Origin of the sequence: Cohnella rhizoplanae, from assembly GCF_948329515.1 — a bacterium.
Classification (GTDB): domain Bacteria; phylum Bacillota; class Bacilli; order Paenibacillales; family Paenibacillaceae; genus Cohnella; species Cohnella rhizoplanae.
In genome coordinates, this window is record NZ_CAOJCN010000007.1 from 158,388 (window position 1) to 180,401 (window position 22,014).

Below are 22,014 nucleotides of genomic sequence, written 5' to 3' on the forward strand. Positions count from 1 at the left end.
CGAATCGTGTGATGTAAAATCATGCGCGAATAAATCACAAGCGGACGAGATTACATCCTCGCGAGCGATAGGCGGCATGATTACGATAACATTGTAAGCGACTCCACAAAGACGAATGGAGGCCTCATTAATGACCAGTGTTAGGACATGGAAAGGAATGGCAAGGAAATCGATCGCCGGCCTGCTGGGCCTGGCGCTCCTGCTCGGCCTGCTCGCGCCCCTCGGCGCAGCTTCGGCGGCCGTCGCGCCGCTGCCTGGCCCCGGCAACCCGCTGCTCTACGACGACTTCGGCGGCGGCGGCTTGTACAAGCAGAACTGGACCAATTGGTACAACCAGAGCGGCGGTACCGGCGCCTTTTCCAAAGTGACCGTCGATTCGCGGCAGGTCGGCAAGTTCGCGCAGACGCCGAGCAGCGGCGCCTCCTGGGCCAAGTTCCAGCCGATGAACGAGTCCGTCGACCTGACGGGCTACCGCTACCTGAACGTCACGATGAAAAACCCGGGCTACGCGGACTCGCTCATCCGGGTCGCGGTGAACGACGGCACGGCCAACTACAATCTGACGGGCGGATGGGTATCCGTCCCGGCGAATTGGACGACGCGCCAATACGACCTCGATACGCTCGCGCCCGCGCTCAAGAAGAAGACGGCCAAGCTGGAAATATGGTTGCGCCAGTCGGGCGGCGCATACGGCGAGACGCTCATCGACGACATCTTCGCCTCGACGGACGACAGCGGAACGGCGCCGACGCTGACCGGCGGCATGAGCGCCAACTCGTCCGCTTACACCCAGAACACGGCGTTCACCTTCCGCGCGACCTATACGGACGCCGACAATGAAAAGCCGTTCGCCATGCAGCTCGTCGTCGACGATACCGCCTACGATATGCTCGAGACCGACGGCGGCGATACAACCTATTCGGACGGCAAGGATTATTACTACATCACGAAGCTTCCCGTAGGGACGCATACGCACTTCTTCCGCGCGGGGGATCTCACCTCGGACGAGGTGCGGACGGCGCTGCAGACGGCTCCGGCCGTCACGCAGTCGAGCGAGGCGCTGGACGTCGTCGTCAGCCAGGCCGGCTACAACGCCGGCGGGTTCAAGAATGCCCAGGTCGCGTCGACGAGCGCGCTCGCCGACCTGTCCTATCAGGTGAAGGACGGCGGCGGCACCGCCGTCGCCTCGGGCACGATGACGTACGAGGGCTTCTTCTGGAACAGGCACGTATATTCGATCGACTTCTCTGCGGTCGGCACGGCCGGCAACGGGTACACGGTCGTCACCAACGGCACCTCCTCGTATCCGTTCCCGATCAAGTCCAACGTCTGGAACGATTACAAAGACGAGATGACGGCTTTCTACCGCCTGCAGCGCGCGAGCGTGGCGACGGAGGACGCCTACCCGGCCGGCTACAGCACCGTCGCGCCTTCGGCCAAGCTCTACCATGAAGCCGGCCACCTGGACGACGCCGCCTCGATCGACGGCACGACGCATTACGATCTTACGGGCGGCTGGTACGACGCGGGCGACTACGGCAAGTACGCAGGCAACCAGTGGGTCGCCGCCGAGATCGCGCTCGCTTATATCCGCCACGCCGACGCCCCGAGCGTGAAGTACGACAACGACGCGAACGGCATCCCCGATCTCGTCGACGAAGCGGTATTCGGCAGCGAATACTTGATCAAGTTCGCGAACCAATTCGGCGGCGAGCTGTACGACATCAAGAACAACGCGACGTTTGAGCATCCGGAGAAGTCTACCGATAACGTCAGCGGCAATGCCGACGACCGACGGATCAGCGGGCTCGGCGTCGGCGGCTCCGCCAAGGCGGCCGGCGCGCTGGCCGCGACGGCGCGCGCGATCGGCACCGCGATCGCCCAGGGCGACGTCGACACCTCGAAGATCGCGGCGCTCGAGGACTTCGCCGACGATTGCCTGGGGGCCGCCATCGTTTTCTACGATTACGTCGTCGCCCATCCGGACGGCGTCGTCGGCTCCTACTCGACGCGCGGCGGCATTCCGAATTCCAAGCTGCTCGCGGACGTAGAGCTGTATCTGCTGACGAACGATACCGACTACAAGGATGCCGCGACGGCGAACATCAACGCGCTTACGTTTGCCGATCTGTCATCGACCAACTACTGGGATATGCGGCCGATGTCGCTGGCGGAGTTCTACCCCGTCGCCGATACCGCTACGCAGGCCCATATTCAGCAGCTGTTGAAGCAGCAGGTGGACTTCTTCCTGTCTTCGACGGACGACACGCCGTACGGCGTGCTGAACCAGTTCAAGAACTTCGGCGTGAACGAGCCTCACGCGTCCTATCTGGGCGACATGCTCCGTTATTATGAGCTGTTCGGCGATCCCGCGGCGCTGCGCGCCGTCGAGAAGGGCATATACTGGATTTTCGGAGAGAATCCGTGGAACATCAGTTGGGTGTCCGGCATCGGTTCCGATTTCGTCACGTATCCGCATACCCGGTACGACGAAGGCGCGAATTCTAACGCGAGCAATACGGGCATCGTTTTCCCCGGCGCGATGGTGAGCGGCCCGAACATGAAGGATACGAAGGACAAGACCAGCGTCAGCCCCTGGTACGAGGACCGCTCGCTGTACAATGACGACACGAACCAGTGGCGCTATAACGAGTTCAGCGTCAGCATCCAGGCCGGCCTGCTGTACACGATCATGGGCCTGAGCGCAAACGCTTCGGCCAGCTCCGCGGGAGGAACGCCGCCGCAGCAGCTGCCCGTGCTGTCTCCGGTCATCGGCGACTACGTGCGCGGCAACGTCACCGTGTTCGCGGGTCCCGCGAACGGCTTGACCGACGTGTCCTACTCGACTGCGGGGCAAGGCGGCCCTTATGTCCCGATGTCCGTATCGGGCGCGGTCTACGCCGTCACGATCAACGAGAGCGCGTCCGCGCCGTATACGAACAAGCGGGTCGACGTCAGAGGCACCGACGGCGCAGGCAACTACACCTATAGCTCGACGCACTACACGGTCGCGGCGGCGCTGCCCGATCCGTCGCACCCGCTCCTCTATGACGACTTCGGCGGCGGGGGCTTATGGGGGTCGACCGGCGGCAATAATCAATGGGTAAACTGGTATACGCAAAACGGCGGCACGGCGACGTTCGCGAAGACGGTCGTCGACGGCCGAACGGTCGGCAAGTTCACGCAAACGCCGACCGCGACGAATTCTAACGCCAAATTCCAGCCGTGGCACGATTTCCTCGATCTGTCCGGATACCGCTACCTGAATTTTACGGTTAAAAATCCGGGCTACGCGAACCTGCGCATGAAAATCGAGCTCTCGGACGGCACGCGCACCTACAATCTGACAGGCGGCTGGGCGACCGTACCGACGAGCTGGACCGACCTGCAGATCAATCTCGACGCGCTGACCCCGGCCATCAACAAGAAAAAGACGACCATGTCCATCTGGCTGAACCAGACCGCGGTCGGCTACGGCGAGCTGCTCGTCGACGAGATCAAGGGGACCAACCTCGCGAGCGGCTCCGCGCCGACGCTCACCGCGGGCGGCGTCGACCATGCGTCCGGCGATGCGGATACGGACTACACGTTCAACGTGACTTATACGGATGCGGACAACGAGAAGCCGTACGCGATGGAGCTGATCCTCGACGGCGTCGTGCATGCGATGACGGCGGTCGATGCCGGCGATACCACGTATACGGACGGCAAAGCCTACGCCTATACGACCAAGCTGCCGCTAGGCAACCATTCCTACTATTTCCATACGACGGATACGACGACCGACGCGGTGAGCAGCGCCGTTCAAGCCGGTCCGGCCGTCAGCGGCACGCTGCTGGCCGACGACTTCGAAGACGGCAACGCGGACGGCTGGACGCCGACAAGCGGTACCTGGTCGGTGCAGTCGGGCAGGTACGCGGGCCAGGCGGGGAGCGGCAACAGCTTCTCGTTGGCGGGCGAAGCGTCCTGGACCGACTATACCCTCCAGGCCGATATCAGCGTCACGAACAATTCGGGCGGCAACAAGGACACCGGGCTCGTCTTCCGCTACGCGGACAGCGACAACTACTATGTTCTGTACGTAAAAAACAACGATCGTACCGGGCGGAAGCTGGAGCTGGTCAAGTCCGTCGGCGGCGTGAAGACGACGTTGGGTTACGCCAATCCGAGCATCGCCGCGGATACGTTCTACACCTACAAGATCGTGGCGAACGGGACCGGCATCTCGGTCTATCAGAACGGCGTCCTGCAGTTCAGCGCGACGGACGGGTCGCTCTCGGCCGGCAAGATCGGCGCCCGCGCGTATGCCAACACCAAAGCCTACTTCGACAACGTCACGGTCACGCGTTAACAGATTGGAATCGGGGAGCCGGCAAGCATCATAGCGGACACTGGATACGTCATCGTCCCGCATGGCCGTCCGCTCCGCCTCCGCACGGAATAAACCCCGGCCGCAAGACTTCTCCGGACTGCCGCGACGGGACATAAAAAAAGCGAAAACGGCGATCGCCGTTTTCGCGCTTGCTTGGGCCTAGCCGGCGGCCGGTCACCACCAGCCGCCTATACCTCCGCCCCAACCGAAGCCGCCGCCGAAGCCGCCGCCCCAGCCGCCAAAGCCGCCCCAACCTCCGTAAGCGTAAGGGGCCGTGCCGATTGCGAGCAGATCGAACAGAACCAGCGGGATGATGGCTTTCGTCTGTACCTGTTTGCCGCTTTTGCCCTTTTTGCGCTCCAAAATGAGGGCGTCGCCCTTAATCGCGACCAGCTTGCCGTAAACGATGGAACGGTCCTTGCGAACGGCATAGATATGGCGTCCGACCAGCTTTTGCGCTTGCGATTTCGTCACGCGTGCCATGCGAACTCCTCCCTTCACCGTTGTCCGTTCATTATATGAAGGCCCATGCGGACGGGGCTGTACGCTTGTACGCGGCGAATCGCGGAGTTATACGCAAAAAAGACGCCGTCCCGGCGAACGGGGCGGCGTCTTGAACGCGAATCGCTTACGCGTTGATTTTTTCTTTGGCGGTGCCGGCCAGCGAGTTGAACGCGGTAATGTCGTTCACGGCGAGGTCGGCAAGGATCTTGCGGTTTACTTCGATGCCGGCCAGCTTCAGGCCGAACATCAGCTTGCTGTAGGACAGGCCGTTCTGGCGAGCGGCTGCGTTGATACGCACGATCCACAGCTTGCGGAAGTTGCGCTTGGTCTGACGACGGTCGCGGTATGCGTACGTCAGGGACTTCAGGACTTGCTCGTTTGCTTTTTTGAAGAGGCGGTGCTTGGCGCCCCAGTAACCTTTAGCCAGCTTCAGGACTCTATTGCGACGGCGGCGCGTTACGAACCCGCCTTTGACTCTTGCCATTTGAGATAACCTCCCGGTGAATGTGTAAGTCCGCTGCGCGGCGCAGCGAATCGTATCGGATTACTTCAGGTTAGCCAGTTGCTGCTTCATGCGGCGAACGTCGCCGTCCGCGAGCAGCGGCTGCGTGCCCAGAACGCGCTTTTGGCGGCCGGACTTGTGGGACAGCAAGTGATTCTTGTAAGCCTTGAAACGCTTGACCTTGCCGGTGCCGGTGATCTTGAAGCGGTCCTTCAGGCTGCTGTGTGTTTTCATCTTAGGCATCTGTATTTCCTCCTGTCGTCAGTGGGTGGCCTTGGGGGCCAGAATCATAATCATGCTGCGGCCTTCGAGCTTCGGCACGCGTTCGATGACGCACAGGTCTTCGCCCGTGGCCTCGGCGGCGACGCGCTCGAGAATCTTCTGGCCAATGTTGGAGTGCGCAATCTCACGACCGCGGAACCGCACGGAGCATTTGACCTTGTCGCCTTCCTTGAGAAACTTGATCACGTTGCGCATCTTGGTCTGATAATCATGCTCGTCGATGTTCGCACGGAACCAAACTTCCTTCAGATCGACGATCTTCTGATTCTTCCGGGCTTCCTTCTCTTTCTTCTGTTGCTCGTAGCGGAATTTGCCGTAGTCCATGATGCGGCATACGGGCGGCTTCGCTTGCGGAGCTACGTTGACCAGATCGAGATTGGCGTCGATCGCCATCTGCATCGCTTCCCTGAACGGCTTGATGCCGATCTGTTCGCCTTCAGCGCCTACCAGACGGACTTCCTTCGCCCGGATTTCCTCATTGATTTGATGATCCTTGCTAATAACGTTCCACCTCCATTAATGGAAAAAGGTCGTCGTTGCAACCTGGGCAACCGAATGTCAAGAAGACAATAAAAAATGCGGGCATCATCGCCCGCATTCCGCTCGCTAACGTTAGATGGCCGCCGGAGGCGAGCATGCTCGCCCGGGATGACCGGGTACGTAGGCTACGCTGACCAGCCGGCGTCCGCCGAACAGGTGAGAAGCGGGAGCTTCTTCTTGATAGCACTGTCATATAAACAGTTACCGAACAACTATAGCACGCCCTGCCGGGCATGTCAACCGAATACGGCCCCCCGGCAGGACGGCCCGCACGCTACATCTGCTTGCCTTGAACTTCCTCCAGCCGAATCACGCGCGTATGCTCCGTGTGGCTCCACTGCTTGTTGTTCTGGGTGAAAAACGCCCAGAACGTCACCGGCCACCACGAGAAGAAGAAGATCGGGAACGTGATCAGCCTGAAGTACAGCTTCCAGCTGACCTTCTCGAGCAGCATCGACAGCGGGAGCTGCGCGTAGATGTACAGCGAGATCGGCACGGCGATCCAGGCCGGAGCGACCGAATAGATTGAATCGAAGTGCGACGGTCCCGGCAGCAGCAGGTCGAACCAAAGCGTGAACGTCATCAAGAATCCGATCAGGAAGTTGTACGCGTTAAAAATATAAATGGCGGCGTCGACCTTGACCCAGCTCCGCTCGCGAATGCCCTGCCACAGCGTGGGCAGCATATAGCGTCGGGTGATGTCGAAGTGTCCTTGCATCCAGCGCAGGCGCTGGCGGGAAGAAGCGCGGAACGTGATCGGCTTCTCGTCGTAGACGCGGGCGTCGAAGTTGAACTTCGGCTTGATGCCGCGCTGGATGCAGCGTACCGTGAACTCCAGGTCCTCGACGAGGCTCGTCGCGCCCCAGCCCATTTCCTTGAGCAGCTTGGTCTCGAACGTCATGCCCGTGCCGCCCAGGAAGTTCGCCAGGCCGAGATTGTAGCGAGGCAGCTGCCAGAGGCGGTTGCAGAACCAGTAATTGATGCCGTTGGCCGCGCTGACCCAGCTGTCATGCGGGTTCTTGGTGTCCAGATAGCCCTGGATGACGCGGTGCCCGTTGCACAGATCCTCGTTCATGTACGCCAAGAAGTCGGTGGCCACCAGATTGTCGGCGTCGAACATGACGACGGCATCGTACTGCCGCGGCCGCTTCCACAGCTCCTTCAGCATCCACTCGATCGCGAAGCCTTTGCCGCGCTGCGCGGGATTGTTGCGCTCGCAAGCGTAGACGCCTTCATAGCCCCGGACGATCCGGGCCGTGCCGTCCGTGCAGTTGTCGCATATGACGAAAATATCGAACAGCTCTCGCGGGTATTTCATTTTCAGCAAATTTTCGATTAGGGCGCCGACGACGGCCTCTTCGTTGTGAGCGGCCACAAGAAGGGCGAAGGACTTGGTCGGCTTGTGCGTGATGGTCTCCTTCTTGCGGTACCAGCCGAAGAAGGACAGGATCACTTGATAGGCTCCGATCAGGAAAAAGAATACCTGAACAGCGAGCAGCAGGTTGTTGAACATTTGCGGTATTACCCCCTGGACCCCTAATTTTTCATCGTTTTCTCTCTTTGTGCAATCAAGCTTCGCAAGTCCGGAAGCATACGCTTGATTGTCTTACCTTCGGTAGGCTTTGTCAAAATCGCCACGCTCCCGTATCCGGCGGTATCGGTCCGGATGCGCGGAATAAACCGCAACCATTCTCGTCATATTCCCGAATGCTTCCCCGTATCCCCCTCTTGCGCCCGGTTGCTCCGATTAAGCGACTGAAGTCTTACCCGGCCTCCCGTCGGCTGCGCGCAAATATCTCCATAGAAGTGTACCCATAGGTCAGGTCATGTTAAACGGCCGGCCCCGCGCCAATTGCCGGAGCGTCGCGCACCTCTTCGAGCATCCCTCCCGACGTGGATGTTGTCCTCTATATTAAGACGGCGCGGGGCTCAAGCGGGTTTCCGGTTATTCAGTACTATTTTTGTAACCTGATCGACACGTTTGAGCGCAATCCACGTGCCGTTTGATTGGTAATGTTGTCCAGTTTCGCATATAATGTCGTTATAGGATGTCCAAAGACCTAGTCATTTGGCCACAAGGAGGGGAAAAACCTTGAATTCTGTTGTTTTTTGGCGAAAGTCGATCCGTCTAAAGCTGATTCCCTTATTTCTGCTGATGCTGGTAATCCCCGTCTCCGCCCTGGGCGTAGTCAGTTACAAGATCTACGACCGCGAATCCGGGTTGTTAATTGAAAAAAACCTGCGGAATATGGTCAATATGGCTTCAAGCATCACCGAAAGCTACGAGGCCGAAGTGTCGAGCGGACGCATGCAGGCCGCGGAGGCCCAGGAATACGTCAAGCGGCAGCTGATCGGCGCCAAGTCCGGGGATACGCGCGAGATCACCAAGGCTTTCGATCTTGGCGAGAACGGCTATTTTTTCATTTTAAACGCGCAAGGCGACCTCCTCGGCCACCCGCTGCTCGAGGGTCAGAATATTATCGACAAGAAAACGAGTTCCGGCTTCTATTACATAAAAGACATGATCGCCAAAAGCATGAACGGCGGCGGCTTCACCTTGTACGACTGGCCCCTGCCGAAGTCGGAGAAGGAGGCCCAGAAGATCACGTACGCGCTGCAGGCGCCAGGCGATTGGGGCTGGATCATCGCCGCAGGCTCCTATATGAAGGACTACAACGCTGGCGCAGGCCATATTCTGAACGCCATCTGGATCACCATCGCGGCTTGCTGGATCTTATTCGCGCCCTTCCTCTATCTGCTGATCCGTTCGATCGCGAGGCCCATCAAGCGGATCACGGACGAAGCCGCCCGCATGGCATCCGGCGACCTGAGCGAGCTCAAGCTGGATATCCGCAACCGCGACGAGATCGGAGAGCTCGCCCGCTCCTTTGGCGGGATGCACGACAATCTGCGGGAGATCGTGCAGAAGCTGCTCGCGAACGCGGATCGCCTGAACGCCGCCTCCGCCGAGATGAGCGCCGCCGTCTCGGAGACGACCCTGGCTGGCAGGCAGATGGCAGGCGCGGCCCAGGAGATCGCTTCGGGCAACGAGACCCAAGCGCGCGCGGCGGCGGAGAGCTCGCAATCCATGGAGGAGATGGCTCAGGGAATCCAACGCATCGCGGACACTTCCTCCGGGGCGTTCGACGCTTCCGAGACGACCCTGTTCGAAGCGGTCGAAGGCAATCGTCTCCTGCAGTCGACCGATGCCAAGATGATCGCGATCAGCGAAGCGACCGTGCGGCTGTCAGATATCCTGAACCGGTTGACCGAACGTTCCGCGCAGATCGGCGGCGTGGCCGAGGTCATCGCGGAGCTGGCCGGCCAGACGAATCTGCTGGCGCTCAACGCCTCGATCGAAGCCGCCCGCGCTGGCGAAGAAGGCAAGGGCTTCGCCGTCGTGGCCGCCGAAGTCAAGAAGCTGGCGGCGCGCTCCAGCGATTCGGCGGCCGAGGTCGCGGACCTGATCCGTACCGTGCGTGACGACGTGTCCGAAGCGGGCGCGACGATGGAGCTGAATCAGCGGGCCGTCGAAGCGGGCGTTCAGGCGCTGGCGCTCACGAGCGAATCGTTCGCGGCCATCGTCAAGGCCACGCAGGGCGTCGCCGCGCAGATCCAGGAGTCTTCCTCTTCCGCGCAGCAGATGGCCGCGAGCTCCCAAGAGATGGCCGCATCCCTGCAGGAGATGGATCGCGTGGCCGGCCACGCCAACGAGCTGGCGCAGACGATCTCCGCCGCTACCGAAGAGCAGCTGGCCGAGATGGAGGAGCTGAACGCCTCCGCCGAATCGCTGCGCGCCCTGGCGTCCGACCTGCAGCATATGGCGCATCGGTTTAAGCTGTAGCCCACGGGGTTGATGCCGCGCAAAAAAGGGATGTCTCTAGGTCCGATTGGACCTGGGGACATCCCTTTTCGCTTGACGGCTGCCGCTACTCGTCGCCGTCCCTATCTTCGTCCGCCTCCGCATCCTGCCCCGAGCGGCGGCGCGCCAGCGCCGCTTCGGCGCGGCGCTCCTGCTCCGCGTGCTCGCCGTCCAGACGCTCGCGGTGCTCGGCGAGCGCGCGCGCGCCGATAACCGCTTCGAGCCTGTAGATCGGCTGGCCGAGGCCGACGAACTTCGTCTCGTATTCCGTCATGACCAGGTCCTCGCGCAGCTCGTCCCGGTGCAGATGGAGCGAGACGTTGCGAAGCTGAAGCCCCGTGTCCGCGAAGCTGTTCAGCGAGAACTCGAACAGGCTGAGGGAATCCGTCTTGAAGTGAATCTCGCCGACGTCCGAGAGCAGGCGCTTGTACCGCATGAGAAACAGCGGGTGCGTCAGCCGGCGCTTGCCGTGCTTGCTCTTGGGCCACGGATCGCTGAAGTTCAGGTAGACGCGCGTCAGCTCCCCCGGTTCGAACATGTCTTCGAGAAACTCGGCGTTGCCGCGCACGAGCGCCAGATTAGGCACGCGCTCCTCGCCCTTTTCGCGCCAGATCGCCCGCGCCTTCTCGCTGCCCCGCTGCAGCAGCTCGTCGAATATATCCATGCCGATGTAGTTGATGTCCGGGTTCCTCGCGCTCATCTGCGTGATAAAGCGTCCCTTGCCCATGCCGATCTCGATCATTATAGGACGGTCGTTGCCGAAAAACTCGCGCCACCGGCCCTTCAGCTTCTGCGGCTCCAGCACCACCAGATCGGCCTGCGCCTCAAGCCCTTGCTTAAACTTCCTGCCCCGCAATCGCATGTATATCCTCCCGTATCGCCCATAATAAAACCGTGCCGCATCCATTGTGCAGGCTGGGACCGGCTTTGTAAAGCCTTCGGCCGCTCCGTTTCCTTATACCGTCCGGCCACCGCCTATTACCGCCCGGCCTCCGCCAGCTCCTGCCTGATCTTGTCGGCGTTGCCCTGATGATACTTGCGCTGGTGGCGCGGGAACGGCGCGTCCGCTGCAAGCGACGCGATCCCGGCCTCGTCGCCCGCCGCCGTAAGACGGCGCAGCTCTCGGATGTAGCGCAGGTCCGCGTCCCGTCTCGACAGAATCTCCGACGGATCCGAGGTCGGCGTCCCGTGTCCGGGCACGAACAGCTTGATCTCATGCCTCTCCAGGATCGCGTCCAGCTTGAGCAGCGTCTCCTCGTACTGTCTGCTGTCGTGGAAAATAAATGGGAACTCCGCGTCCGACAGATAGTCCCCAAGAATGAGAATGCCGTGAGGCTCCACGACCGTCATCATTCCGTCGGCATTATGGCCCGGCGCCTGATAGCATACGAGCCGCGCGTTCCCCAGCGGCAGCTCGGCGCCGTCCCCGTCCATCGCATGGTCCGTCTTCGGGTACGCGATCTCGTAATCCCTTTTTAAATAGTATTGATCGTCGAAGTCCCGTATCTGCTCCAGATTGCGCTCGCGCTCGGACGCCGGGCTGCGGGCGAAGCTGCCGCTCGCGACGACGACAGCATCGGGGAAAGCTCCCCATCCGATGATATGGTCGTAATCCGAATGCGTGAACAGCAGCACGACCTGGCGGTCTCCCTTCACGCTGTCCGTGAACGTCCGAATCTCCCCCACCTCGCGCGGCAGCCAGCAAGGGTCCGCCACGACCACATGGGCATCCGTTACGACGACGGTCGATGTCGTCCGGTACAGATCGCTCATGAATACATGCGACGTTCCGTCGTTTATCGCCAGCATTCGCTCGCCTCCTTAAACCTGTCTGCATCAGTATAAGGCAAGCGCGGCCCGCCGCAAAGAAGCCTGCGACGCACGAAGTCCGGGAGCGGGGCAAGCAAACAAATAAAACCGCCTTCCCCCGGGTAGGGGCAGGCGGTCTATGTGAAAGTCTGCGGCGGATTAGTTCAGCGGACGGTTCTCTTCGATATGGTAGTGCATCTCGATCGCTTCCTGCAGCTTCTTCTTGGCGGACGTGCCGACGTTGTGGTTGTTGTTGAACTTGATGCCGGCCAGCGCCATTATTTCCTTGACCGTAAGCTCGACCTTCATCGTGTCGTCGCCTTGCGGAATCCGTACGGACGTGTTCATGCGCTTCACTCGCTTTCTTCTAAAATTAAGACGTTCGGGTCTAGCTTATCCGCGCTCGTGCGACTGTATCCGACAAACAGCTTATCAGGGTTTATGTCAGATTTATTTATTGATCTGACGCACTTTTAATATAACAGTTCATGTTAGGTTTTGCAAGGGGGCGAACACCCGAAAACGGCATTTTCGCGACAAAACTTCTTTATCGGAAAATCGGATCCGCTGCAAACGCAACGTTGAAAATGGTACGCGGGCGCTTTTTCAGCTACAATAGAAAGAACGTACATTAAAACTTCAAGCGCACAAGGAGCGGCGATCGATCATGCCGATCATCGATAATAGAATCGAAGCCGGGGCCGGGCACGCGGAGTGGAGCGGCAAGCGATTCCACACCTGGAACCACGAGATGCGAAGCCAGTTCGGCACCAAGGTATTCAAGGTCATGCTGGATGCGGGCTTCACCTGCCCCAACCGCGACGGCTCGATCGCTGCGGGCGGCTGCACCTTCTGCAGCGCGCGCGGGTCCGGCGACTTCGCGGGCAGCCGCAGACAAGATCTCGTCACCCAGTTCAACACGATCCGGGACCGGCAGCATCTCAAGTGGCCCGAGGCCAAGTACATCGGCTATTTCCAGGCGTATACGAATACGTACGCGCCGCTGGCTACGTTGAAGGAGTATTACGAAGAGATCCTGAAGCAGCCCGGACTCGTCGGCCTCTCGATCGCCACGCGTCCCGATTGCCTGCCGGACGACGTCGTCGATTATCTGGCCGAGCTTAACGAACGGACCTACCTCTGGATCGAGATGGGGCTGCAGTCGGTGCACGAGAGCACGTCTCAGCTCATCAATCGCGCGCACGACACGGCATGCTATCTGGACGCCGTCGCCCGCCTGCGCGCGCGGGGCATTCGCGTCTGCACGCACATCATCTACGGCCTGCCCGGCGAGGACGAGGCGATGATGCTGGAGACGCTGCGGCAGACGGCGGAGATGGACGTGCAGGGCATCAAGATCCACCTGCTCCACCTCATGCGCAAGACGCCGATGGTGCGGCAGTGGCGGGACGGGCTGCTGCGGTTCCTCGAGATGGACGAATACGTGAAGCTGATCGTCGATTCGCTCGAGCTGCTGCCGCCCGAGATGATCGTCCACCGCCTGACGGGCGACGCGCCGCGCGATCTCTTGATCGGGCCGATGTGGAGCCTGAACAAATGGGAAGTGCTGAACGCCATCGACGCCGAGCTGGTACGCCGGGGCAGCTGGCAGGGTAAGCACTGGAAGGGAAGGTGAGCGCATGGGCTTCCTCTCCGTGCTGACGATGGCCCAGCGTCTCGTCGCCGAACGCGCGGCGCCCGGCGCGACCGTGGTCGACGCCACCGCGGGCGGCGGCGTGGACACGCTGTTCCTGGCCCGGACCGTAGGGCCCGGCGGACGGGTGTACGCCTTCGACGTGCAGGAGGAGGCGCTGGCGCGTACGCAAAAGCGGCTGCTGGAAGCGGGCGGCGCGGGCGGCGATGGGGCAGGCACCGGGCTTGCCGAGGTGCTGCTGCTGCATGCCGGCCACGAGGAAATGGCGGACCGCTTGCCGGCGGAGGCGCACGGACGGGTCAGCGCCATCATGTTCAACCTCGGCTATCTGCCGGGCGGGTCCGGCACCGGCGCGCTGGACGGCGACGGACCGGTCATCACGATGCCGGGCACGACGCTGGCCGCGCTTGCCGCCGCCCTGCGCCTGCTGGCGCCCGGCGGCATCGCGACGGTCGTCGTCTACCCCGGCCACCAGGGCGGACAGGACGAGGCGTCCGCCGTGGACGATTGGATCTCCGCGCTGCCCGACGAGACCGTCCAGGCGCTGCTGTACCGCTTTCCCAAGCGGCCGGGATCGCCCTATTTGTATGCCCTGGAGAAAAAATAAAAGGAGGCTGTATCTATTATGGCTGTCAGAAAAATCGAGCACGTCGGCATCATGACCCGCAACCTGGAGCGTTCTATCGCTTTCTACGCCCAGACCGTCGGACTCGTACATACGGAGACGCTGCCCCATACCAACGGCGTTATCCGCCTCGCGTTCCTGTCGTTCCCGGGCGCCGGCGAGACGGAGCTCGAGCTCATCGAAGGCTACGACGGGACGCTTGCCCCCGAGGGACGCGTACACCATGTCGCCTTCAATGTCGAAGACATCGAAGCCGAGTACTCTCGCGTCTCGATGCTGGATGTCGACGGGCTTGATGCCGAGATAACGACGCTGCCCAACGGAAGCCGCTACTTTTTCTTCCGCGGACCCGACGGCGAATCGCTTGAATTTTTCCAATCGACCAGAGGAGGCAACCAAGCATGACCCAACCGATTAGACCTTATCCGCTGCACTTCAAGCCCGAGTTCAAAGAACGCGTATGGGGCGGCCGCGCCCTCGAGCAGTTCGGCTTCGATGTGCCCCCGGGGCATATCGGCGAAGGCTGGATGATCGCCGACCATCCCAACGGCGTGTCGCACGTGCAGAACGGCGAGCTGGCCGGACTCGGCCTCGACGAGATCCGCGAGCGTTTCGGCGCGCAGTGGTTCGGCGCGAAAGGCGCCGTCGCGGGACTCGGCCGCTTCCCGCTGCTGATCAAGCTCCTCGACTGCAACGACGACCTCTCGGTCCAGGTGCATCCTAACGACCACTACGCCGGACTCCCCAAGGGCGAGCTCGGCAAGACCGAGATGTGGTACGTCATCGATGCCGCGCCCGACGCCAAGATCATCTACGGCCTCAAGCCGGGCGCGACGCGCGAGAAGCTGGCCCAGGCGATCGAGGAAGGCAAGATCATGGATACGCTGCAGGTGGTGTCCGTTAAGGCAGGCGATACGTTCTACATCCCGGCAGGCACGGTCCACGCCCTCTGCGCGGGCGTCCTGGTGGCCGAGATCCAGCAGAACTCGGATACGACCTATCGTCTCTACGACTACGACCGTCCAGGTCTCGACGGCAAGCCCCGCGAGCTCCACGTCAAGGATTCGCTCAACGTGACCGATTACGAGGGCGCCGGCGCAAGCCGCATGTCCACGGCCGGCACGCCTGCCGGCGAGTGGCTGCGACTCGCCTCCTCGCCGTACTTCGAGACCGACAAGGGCGTCGTCCAAGGCGACTGGGAACTGGCCACGCCGTCCGACAGCTTCGTGATCCTGATCGCCGTGCAGGGCCAAGGCTCCATCGGCTGGGACGGCGGCAGCCTGGACATCAAAGCCGGCGATTGCCTCCTCCTCCCCGCCAGCCTTGGCGCGTACCGTCTCGACGGCGATATGACCGTGCTGCGGAGTCAGCTGCCTTAAGCGGCATGGCTTAGTATGGAGCCGCCGCACGGTGGGTGCTGCGGCCTTTGCCCGACCACTCCCGCGTCCCCGAGCGGACGCGAAAGGAAAGATCCTTGGCATGCTGAGACAAATGCTGATATTGACCGGGATGGGCGTTGCGATGTGGGCGCTCGGGACGTTGTTTTTCATGCTGTTCGGCGACTGGGTGCTCGTCGCTGCCGAGGACCGGCAGTTCGGCGCCTCGCTGTTCCTCCTGGAGGCGCTGACGGCGCTCGTGATCCTCGGCGTGGCGCTCGTCGTGCGGCTCCGGCTGTTCAGAACCCCCGGCTCTGCCACCCGCTTCGGCTTCATCGGCGCGGCGACCGGCCTGCTGCTCGACGCCTTCGTCCTTCTCTACAGGGACGAGGTGCTGTACGATCTGGACCAAGGGCAGTACCACACGTTTACGGTATGGATGACGCTGGCTTATGCCCTGTTCCTCCTGCTGCCGGCCATCGCGGATCGGCTTATCCGCACCGGACCGGGCGGCGCCGATCGCGAACGCGCCTTGGATGACGGACTGCAGGCGCCTGAAGATCCGGCGGCTTATCGCCCGGAATAACATGTTCCGCAAGCTAGGGCGAACCCGATAGAACGGATCCATCATCCGACGATCGGGTTCGCCGTTTTTTTATCCGCCGCAAAGGAGGCTGCATCCCATCGAACCCTTGACGCCAAGCGAGCAGCACCGGCGCGAGGCACCCGCCTCCGTCGCCTGCATGATCATTACCGTCTCGGACACGCGCACGTCCGAGACCGACAAGAGCGGGCAGCTCATCCGGGAACTGCTGGAGGGCCGGGGCCATGAAGTCCGGTCCGCGCGCATCGTTGCCGACGAGTACGATCGCATCCGCGAGCTGCTCCGATCGGCCGCCGAAGACCCGGCGGTCGAGGCGGTGCTGCTGAACGGCGGCACGGGCATCGCTGCGCGCGATACGACGTACGAAGCCGTAGCCGGCATGCTGAGCAAGGAAATGCCGGGCTTCGGCGAGATCTTCCGCATGCTGAGCTTCACGGAGGACATCGGCACGGCCGCGATCCTGTCCAGGGCCATCGCCGGCACGATCGGCCGCACGGCGGTATTCTCCATGCCGGGCTCGACCGGCGCCGTGCGTCTCGCGATGACCCGGCTTATCCTGCCGGAGCTTGGACACGTGATGCGAGAGATTTACAAGGACGATCCGAAATAAGGCGTTGATCGGCGACCTACAGGTTCCCTAACGCACATCGCACATCGCACATCGCACAACGAAAAAAGCATTGCCGCTCCGCCTTGACTCGGCGAACGGCAATGCTTTTTCATTTAAAAACTTAAGCGACTGTAAGAACTTAAGCGACTTGCTTGGTCTCCTGCGCCTCCGGCGGCTTGGTGCGGCGGATGAACAAGCCGACGACCAGCGCGACCAGCGCGACGATGAACCCGATCCAGAAGGCGTCGTGCAGGCCTGCCATCAGTCCGGCGACCTGCTCGGCCGGCGCCGTAGGATCGCTCGAGCCCGCGAGGTAGTCCTTGGAGCCCGTGGACATGATGCTAATGAACAGCGCCGTGCCGATCGCTCCGGACACCTGCTGCAGCGTGTTCAGAATCGCGGTGCCGTGCGGGTACAGATGACGCGGCAGCTGGTTGAGCCCCGTCGTCTGCGCCGGCATCATGACCATCGAGATGCCGATCAGCATGACGATGTGGATGAAGATGACGTAACCGTTGGAGACGTCGGTATCGATGCCGGTGAACATCCATACGGACAGGGCCGTGAGCGCCAAGCCGGGAATGACGAGCACGCGCGGTCCGAACTTGTCGAACAGCTTGCCGGATACCGGCGCCATGATGCCGTTGATAATGCTGCCCGGCAGCATCAGCAGGCCCGACTTGAAGGCGGTCAGCAAGAGCGCGCTCTGCAGGAACATCGGCAGGATGGTCATCGTGGAAAACATCGTCATCATGACGACGAACAGCAGCACGGTGACCAGGCTGAACATCGGGTATTTGAAGGCGCGAAGGTCCAGAATCGGCTCCTTCACGACGAGCTGCCGCCAGATGAACAGCAGCAGGGAAATTCCGCCGACGGCGAGCGACCAGACGACCTCGGTGTCTCCCCAGCCGCTCTCGCCCGCTTTGCTGAAGCCATATACGATGCCGCCGAAGCCGAGCGTCGACAGCAGGATGGAGACGATATCGACCTTAGGCTTAGTTAGATCCGTTACGTTGCGCAGAAACGCCGCCGCGAAAATAATGGAGAACGCCGCGAGCGGAAGCACCAGATAAAACAGCCAGCGCCAGTCGAGCGCATCTATGATGAGACCGGACAGCGTCGGTCCGATGGCTGGCGCGAACATGATGACAAGGCCGATCAGGCCCATCGCGGCCCCCCGCTTTTCGATCGGGAAAATCACGAGAATGGTGTTCATGAGCACGGGAAGCATGAGCCCCGTCCCCATAGCTTGTACGACGCGTCCGCAGAGCAAAACGCCGAATTCCGGCGCGAAGGCCGAGATCGCCGTGCCTATGAAAAATAAGGTCATGGCGGACAAGAACATCTGTCTCGTCGTGAACCATTGCTGGAGCAGCGCCGTGATCGGCACCAGCACGCCGATGACGAGCATGTAGGCGGTGCTGAGCCACTGGATCGTCGTTGCGCCGACGTCGAACTCCTTCATCAAATCCGGCAGCGCGTTCCCCAGCAGCGTCTCGTTAAGTATCGCCACGAATGCGCCGATAATGAGCGAGAAGACGATCGGGCCCCTGCGAATCTTGCTTAAATCGATTGTCGCCCCTCCGGACGACGGTGTTGCCCCGTTCATGGATAAAGCCTCCTATCCGTTCCTCTTTGTCTACACTTGTATGTTTATTTATACAAGTGTTAGTCTTTACTATACAATGCGTTCGCCGTCCGCGGTCAAGAACCATTTCGCGATATTTGTAGTCTAATCTACAATGGAGGCCTTAATGTATATGAAAAGCGAAGGGTCGACCGATCTCCGAGTAAGGCGCACGCGCAAGCTGCTGTGGGACGCGCTGATGGCGCTGCTGGGGCAATCCGGCCGCACGTTCGAATCGCTCACCGTCGCTGAGATCTGCGAGCGTGCCATGGTGCACCGGACCACGTTCTACAAGCATTTCGAGGATAAGTACCATCTGCTGTGCGCAGGCTTCGAGGAGCTGAACAAGGAGCTGGCGGCGATGGACGTCGAGGAACGGATGATCCGCCCGATGCAGCTGCTCGAACGGATCGGCCATCAGCGGCAGTTCCGCACGATGATGAAGTCCGATCAGGAGTCTACCTCGGTCAAGAGTCTCATGCATCGCATCGGCTCGGGCAATATGAAGAACGATCTGCTGGCGCTCGAGCGCAAGGACGGCCCGTTTCCCGTGCCCGCGGAGATTATCGCCGAGTTCTACACGGGCGCGATCACGAGCCTCGGCGCCTGGTGGGTACAGCACGGCTCGGACGTGCCCGCGGAGACGATGGACCGCTACATCGGCGAGCTGCTCAATCCGGCGATCTTCAACCGCCAATCGCTAAAGTCCGCCGGGACGGACGCGCAGAATTCGGCGAGAAGCATCGACGATAGCGGCGCATAAAACAAAAAAGAAGGACTGCCTCGCGCGAAGCGAAGCAGTCCTTCTATCCTTCCTGGACGCAGCCGGCAACTATCGCGTTAACCCTTTAGAATGGCTTCGATCCGATTCAACTCTTCCTCCGAAAAGTCGAGATTGTTCACGGTCGCCACGTTGTCGTCGATCTGGCTCACCTTGCTCGCGCCGATCAGCACGGTCGTCACGCGGCCGCCGCGAAGCACCCAGGCAAGCGCCAGCTGGGCCAGGCTCTGTCCGCGGGACGACGCGATCTCGTTCAGCTGCTTCACCTTGGCGATGCGTTCCTCGGTAATGCTTCCTTCGTTCAGGAACACGGAGGCGCCAGCGGCGCGAGAGTCCGAGGGGATGCCGCCCAGGTACTTGTTCGTGAGCAGCCCCTGCTCCAGCGGCGAGAAAGCGATGGAACCGACGCCCTCCTCCTGCAGCAGATCGAGCAAGCCGTCCTCGACCCAGCGGTCGAACATGCTGTAGCGCGGCTGGTGGATGAGCAGCGGCGTGCCCAGCCCCTTCAGGATACGAATGGCCTCTGCGGCCTCGGGCGCACGATAGTTGGAGATGCCGACGTACAGCGCCTTGCCGGAGCGCACGAGATGGTCGAGCGCGCCCATCGTCTCTTCGAGCGGCGTATCCGGATCCGGACGGTGGTGATAGAAGATATCGACGTATTCGAGCCCCATCCGCTTCAGGCTCTGATCGAGACTGGACACGATATATTTGCGAGAGCCCCATTCCCCGTAGGGACCCGGCCACATGTAATACCCGGCCTTGGACGAGATGATGAGTTCGTCGCGGTACGGCTTGAAGTCGGAGGCCAGCATCCGGCCGAAGTTCTCCTCGGCGGAGCCGGGTACGGGACCGTAATTATTGGCGAGGTCGAAGTGCGTAATGCCCAGGTCGAAGGCCCGGCGCGCGATCGCGCGGCCGTTCTCGTAAGCGTCCACGCTGCCGAAGTTGTGCCACAGGCCGAGCGAGATCGCGGGCAGCTTCAGCCCGCTGCGTCCGGTCCGGTTGTACTTCATCGTCTCGTAGCGCTTGTCGCTTGCTTGATAGATCGTCATTTGTTACCATGCTCCTCTGCAAATGAATGATTAGCCGCCGGCGGCGATGCGTTCCTGTCCGCCGAGGGTTACGAGCCGAGCAGGCGCTTCCTCGCCGCCGTACAGGAAGACGAGCGTCGTCTCCCGCGAGCGGTCGATACGGCCTTCGCGCTCCCATGCCGCATAATCGAACGGGACGCGGTCAAGCGCCGCTTTTTTGACCAGCTCGCGCTCCTCGATGCCCAGCTCGGATGCGGCCCGCTTGAAGCGCGCAGACCAGTCGCCCTTGTCCAGCCGGTCTTCCCACCAGATCTTGCGTGGCTTGTACTTGTGCTGCAGGAAAAAGTCGATCTTGAGCAGGCCGAGCGTCACGTCGGCGTCGAGCGCCGGATGACCGTCGTCCTTCAGGAACGCCCACAGCCGGACGAACAGGTCCTCCAGCTGATGTCCGATCCGCTGCCAGCCGCGCGCCTCCCAATAGTCGCCGAAACGCTGGAAGAAGTCAAACGGGGACGGATATGCCTTATGCACCAAATATTCAATCGTCCGGTCCATCCGGTGCGCGTTCCAATACTTCTCCAGCACGTCCTCCACGCGCTTGATGCGGACGATGTCCGCGAACGGCATGAGATCGTTGCCGAGCATCTCGTAGGGCGCCCTGTCCATATAGATGTATCCGAACTTGTGGGCATCCTGCCTGAGTCCCGTCCCCCGCAGCATCTTCAGGAAGCCGAGCTGCAGCTCTTCGGGACGAAGCTCGAATACATCGTTAAAGGTTTTGCGGAACGTGTCGTAGTCCTCATGCGGAAGGCCGGCGATCAGGTCGAGATGCTGGTCGATCTTGCCGCTCTCCTTGACCTTCGTGACCGTACGCACAAGCTTGCTCCAGTTCTGGCGCCGCTGTACCGCGAGGTTGGTCACGTCGTTGGTCGACTGGACGCCGATCTCGAATCGGAAAACGCCGGCCGGCGCATGCTCCGCCAGATAATCGAGCACCTCGGGCCGCATAATGTCCGCCGTGATCTCGAATTGGAACACGCAGCCCCGGTGGTTCTCGATCAAAAAGCGGAACATCTCGAGCGCGTAATCCCGCTTGATGTTAAAGGTACGGTCCACGAACTTGATCAGCTTGGCCCCGCTGTCGATGAGGTACAGGATGTCGGCCTTCACCCGGTCCATGTCGAAGTAGCGGACGCCGACCTCGATGCTCGACAGGCAGAACTGGCAGCTGAACGGACAACCGCGGCTCGTCTCGAAGTAGACGACGCGATTGGCCAGGCTCGGCACGTCCTCCTCGAACCTGTAGGGCGAAGGCAGCGTCGCCAGATCCAGCTTCGGGCGGCCGGGGTTGACGACGATCTCCTCCCCCTTGCGGTACGCGAGCCCGAAGACGAAGTGAAACTTGCGGCTGCCGGACAGCTCCCGCAGCAGGTCGCGCAGCGTCTCCTCGCCTTCGCCCATGATGATATGGTCGACGGCCGGCAGGCGCCGCATCCACTGCTCCGTATCGTAGGAGACCTCTGGCCCGCCCAGGACGATCGTGACGTTCGGCAGGATCTTGCGCAGCATGTCAATGACGGTGATCGTCTCTTCGATATTCCAGATATAACAGGAAAAGCCGATGACGTCGGGATTCCGTGCGAACAGATCCGACGCGATGACCATCGGCGGGTCCTTGATCGTATATTCAGCGATGTCCATCGGGAACTCTTCCTGGCTGTATGCCTTGAGGCAGCGCAGGGCGAGCGACGTATGGATGTATTTGGCGTTCAGCGTCGCGAGGACGACTTTCATGCTTGTCCCTCACTTTTACGATCTGACTTCTGCTC

General features: G+C 61.2%; 20 protein-coding genes. 9 read left to right on the forward strand and 11 right to left on the reverse strand.

The annotated features are described in order from the left end of the window. Window positions 1-157: 157 nt before the first annotated feature. Complete coding sequence (locus tag PQG80_RS13375) at window positions 158-4,351, forward strand: glycoside hydrolase family 9 protein (RefSeq protein WP_271751865.1); 4,194 nt, start codon at window positions 158-160, stop codon at window positions 4,349-4,351. A 195-nt stretch (window positions 4,352-4,546) separates the two neighbouring features. Here PQG80_RS13375 and PQG80_RS13380 read toward each other — a convergent pair whose 3' ends face one another. From PQG80_RS13380 to PQG80_RS13400, 5 genes are all read right to left on the reverse strand, one after another. Beyond that, window positions 4,547-4,855 (reverse strand): hypothetical protein, encoded by a 309-nt coding sequence (locus PQG80_RS13380; RefSeq protein ID WP_271751866.1) that lies wholly within the window; start codon window positions 4,853-4,855, stop codon window positions 4,547-4,549. Window positions 4,856-5,000: 145 nt separating this feature from the next. Next, entirely contained in the window at window positions 5,001-5,360 is a 360-nt protein-coding gene (gene rplT / locus PQG80_RS13385; RefSeq protein ID WP_271751867.1) for a 50S ribosomal protein L20, read from the reverse strand. 60 nt (window positions 5,361-5,420) lie between these two features. Further along, the gene (rpmI, locus tag PQG80_RS13390; protein ID WP_090114073.1) at window positions 5,421-5,621 is read right to left on the reverse strand and encodes a 50S ribosomal protein L35; all 201 of its coding nucleotides are present in this window, start codon (window positions 5,619-5,621) and stop codon (window positions 5,421-5,423) included. Window positions 5,622-5,639: 18 nt separating this feature from the next. Continuing rightward, window positions 5,640-6,143 (reverse strand): translation initiation factor IF-3, encoded by a 504-nt coding sequence (gene infC, locus PQG80_RS13395; protein ID WP_110468919.1) that lies wholly within the window; start codon window positions 6,141-6,143, stop codon window positions 5,640-5,642. 331 nt (window positions 6,144-6,474) lie between these two features. Beyond that, window positions 6,475-7,713, reverse strand: coding sequence for a glycosyltransferase family 2 protein (locus tag PQG80_RS13400; protein ID WP_271751868.1), 1,239 nt, complete (start codon window positions 7,711-7,713; stop codon window positions 6,475-6,477). Window positions 7,714-8,292: 579 nt separating this feature from the next. On the opposite strand from PQG80_RS13400, the gene PQG80_RS13405 reads away from it, so the two are divergent. Next, window positions 8,293-10,044 carry a methyl-accepting chemotaxis protein gene (locus PQG80_RS13405; protein WP_271751869.1) on the forward strand — a complete coding sequence of 584 codons (1,752 nt, stop codon included), beginning with the start codon at window positions 8,293-8,295 and terminating at the stop codon, window positions 10,042-10,044. Between the two features lie 85 nt (window positions 10,045-10,129). Here the strand turns inward: PQG80_RS13405 and trmB are convergent, their stop codons facing one another. The 3 genes from trmB to PQG80_RS13420 form a co-directional block, all read right to left on the reverse strand. Further along, window positions 10,130-10,924, reverse strand: a complete 795-nt coding sequence (gene trmB / locus PQG80_RS13410; RefSeq protein WP_271751870.1) for a tRNA (guanosine(46)-N7)-methyltransferase TrmB — start codon at window positions 10,922-10,924, stop codon at window positions 10,130-10,132. Between the two features lie 116 nt (window positions 10,925-11,040). After that, window positions 11,041-11,871 (reverse strand): MBL fold metallo-hydrolase, encoded by an 831-nt coding sequence (locus tag PQG80_RS13415; RefSeq protein WP_271751871.1) that lies wholly within the window; start codon window positions 11,869-11,871, stop codon window positions 11,041-11,043. A gap of 159 nt (window positions 11,872-12,030) precedes the next feature. Further along, window positions 12,031-12,219 carry a hypothetical protein gene (locus PQG80_RS13420; RefSeq protein WP_271751935.1) on the reverse strand — a complete coding sequence of 63 codons (189 nt, stop codon included), beginning with the start codon at window positions 12,217-12,219 and terminating at the stop codon, window positions 12,031-12,033. A 319-nt stretch (window positions 12,220-12,538) separates the two neighbouring features. On the opposite strand from PQG80_RS13420, the gene mnmL reads away from it, so the two are divergent. From mnmL to PQG80_RS13450, 6 genes are all read left to right on the forward strand, one after another. Continuing rightward, window positions 12,539-13,507, forward strand: a complete 969-nt coding sequence (gene mnmL / locus PQG80_RS13425) for a tRNA modification radical SAM protein MnmL/YtqA (RefSeq protein ID WP_271751872.1) — start codon at window positions 12,539-12,541, stop codon at window positions 13,505-13,507. 4 nt (window positions 13,508-13,511) lie between these two features. Next, window positions 13,512-14,132, forward strand: coding sequence for a tRNA 5-(aminomethyl)-2-thiouridylate-methyltransferase MnmM (mnmM, locus tag PQG80_RS13430; protein WP_271751873.1), 621 nt, complete (start codon window positions 13,512-13,514; stop codon window positions 14,130-14,132). 18 nt (window positions 14,133-14,150) lie between these two features. Then, on the forward strand, window positions 14,151-14,555 hold the full coding sequence (locus PQG80_RS13435; protein WP_271751874.1) for a VOC family protein: 405 nt from the start codon (window positions 14,151-14,153) through the stop codon (window positions 14,553-14,555). Continuing rightward, entirely contained in the window at window positions 14,552-15,529 is a 978-nt protein-coding gene (locus PQG80_RS13440; RefSeq protein ID WP_271751875.1) for a type I phosphomannose isomerase catalytic subunit, read from the forward strand. The genes PQG80_RS13435 and PQG80_RS13440 overlap by 4 nt, the downstream gene beginning before the upstream one ends. 100 nt (window positions 15,530-15,629) lie before the next feature. Continuing rightward, window positions 15,630-16,112 carry a hypothetical protein gene (locus PQG80_RS13445; RefSeq protein ID WP_271751876.1) on the forward strand — a complete coding sequence of 161 codons (483 nt, stop codon included), beginning with the start codon at window positions 15,630-15,632 and terminating at the stop codon, window positions 16,110-16,112. Between the two features lie 157 nt (window positions 16,113-16,269). After that, on the forward strand, window positions 16,270-16,740 hold the full coding sequence (locus PQG80_RS13450) for a MogA/MoaB family molybdenum cofactor biosynthesis protein (protein ID WP_271751936.1): 471 nt from the start codon (window positions 16,270-16,272) through the stop codon (window positions 16,738-16,740). Window positions 16,741-16,879: 139 nt separating this feature from the next. On the opposite strand, the gene PQG80_RS13455 is transcribed toward PQG80_RS13450, so the two are convergent. Beyond that, entirely contained in the window at window positions 16,880-18,352 is a 1,473-nt protein-coding gene (locus tag PQG80_RS13455; RefSeq protein WP_271751877.1) for an MDR family MFS transporter, read from the reverse strand. Window positions 18,353-18,503: 151 nt separating this feature from the next. Between PQG80_RS13455 and PQG80_RS13460 the strand changes: the two genes are divergently transcribed. Beyond that, window positions 18,504-19,133 (forward strand): TetR/AcrR family transcriptional regulator, encoded by a 630-nt coding sequence (locus PQG80_RS13460; protein WP_271751878.1) that lies wholly within the window; start codon window positions 18,504-18,506, stop codon window positions 19,131-19,133. A gap of 77 nt (window positions 19,134-19,210) precedes the next feature. Here PQG80_RS13460 and mgrA read toward each other — a convergent pair whose 3' ends face one another. Together mgrA and PQG80_RS13470 are read right to left on the reverse strand one after the other, a co-directional pair. Beyond that, entirely contained in the window at window positions 19,211-20,206 is a 996-nt protein-coding gene (gene mgrA / locus PQG80_RS13465; protein ID WP_271751879.1) for an L-glyceraldehyde 3-phosphate reductase, read from the reverse strand. 30 nt (window positions 20,207-20,236) lie between these two features. Next, window positions 20,237-21,979 carry a B12-binding domain-containing radical SAM protein gene (locus PQG80_RS13470; protein ID WP_271751880.1) on the reverse strand — a complete coding sequence of 581 codons (1,743 nt, stop codon included), beginning with the start codon at window positions 21,977-21,979 and terminating at the stop codon, window positions 20,237-20,239. Between the last annotated feature and the right edge of the window lie 35 nt (window positions 21,980-22,014).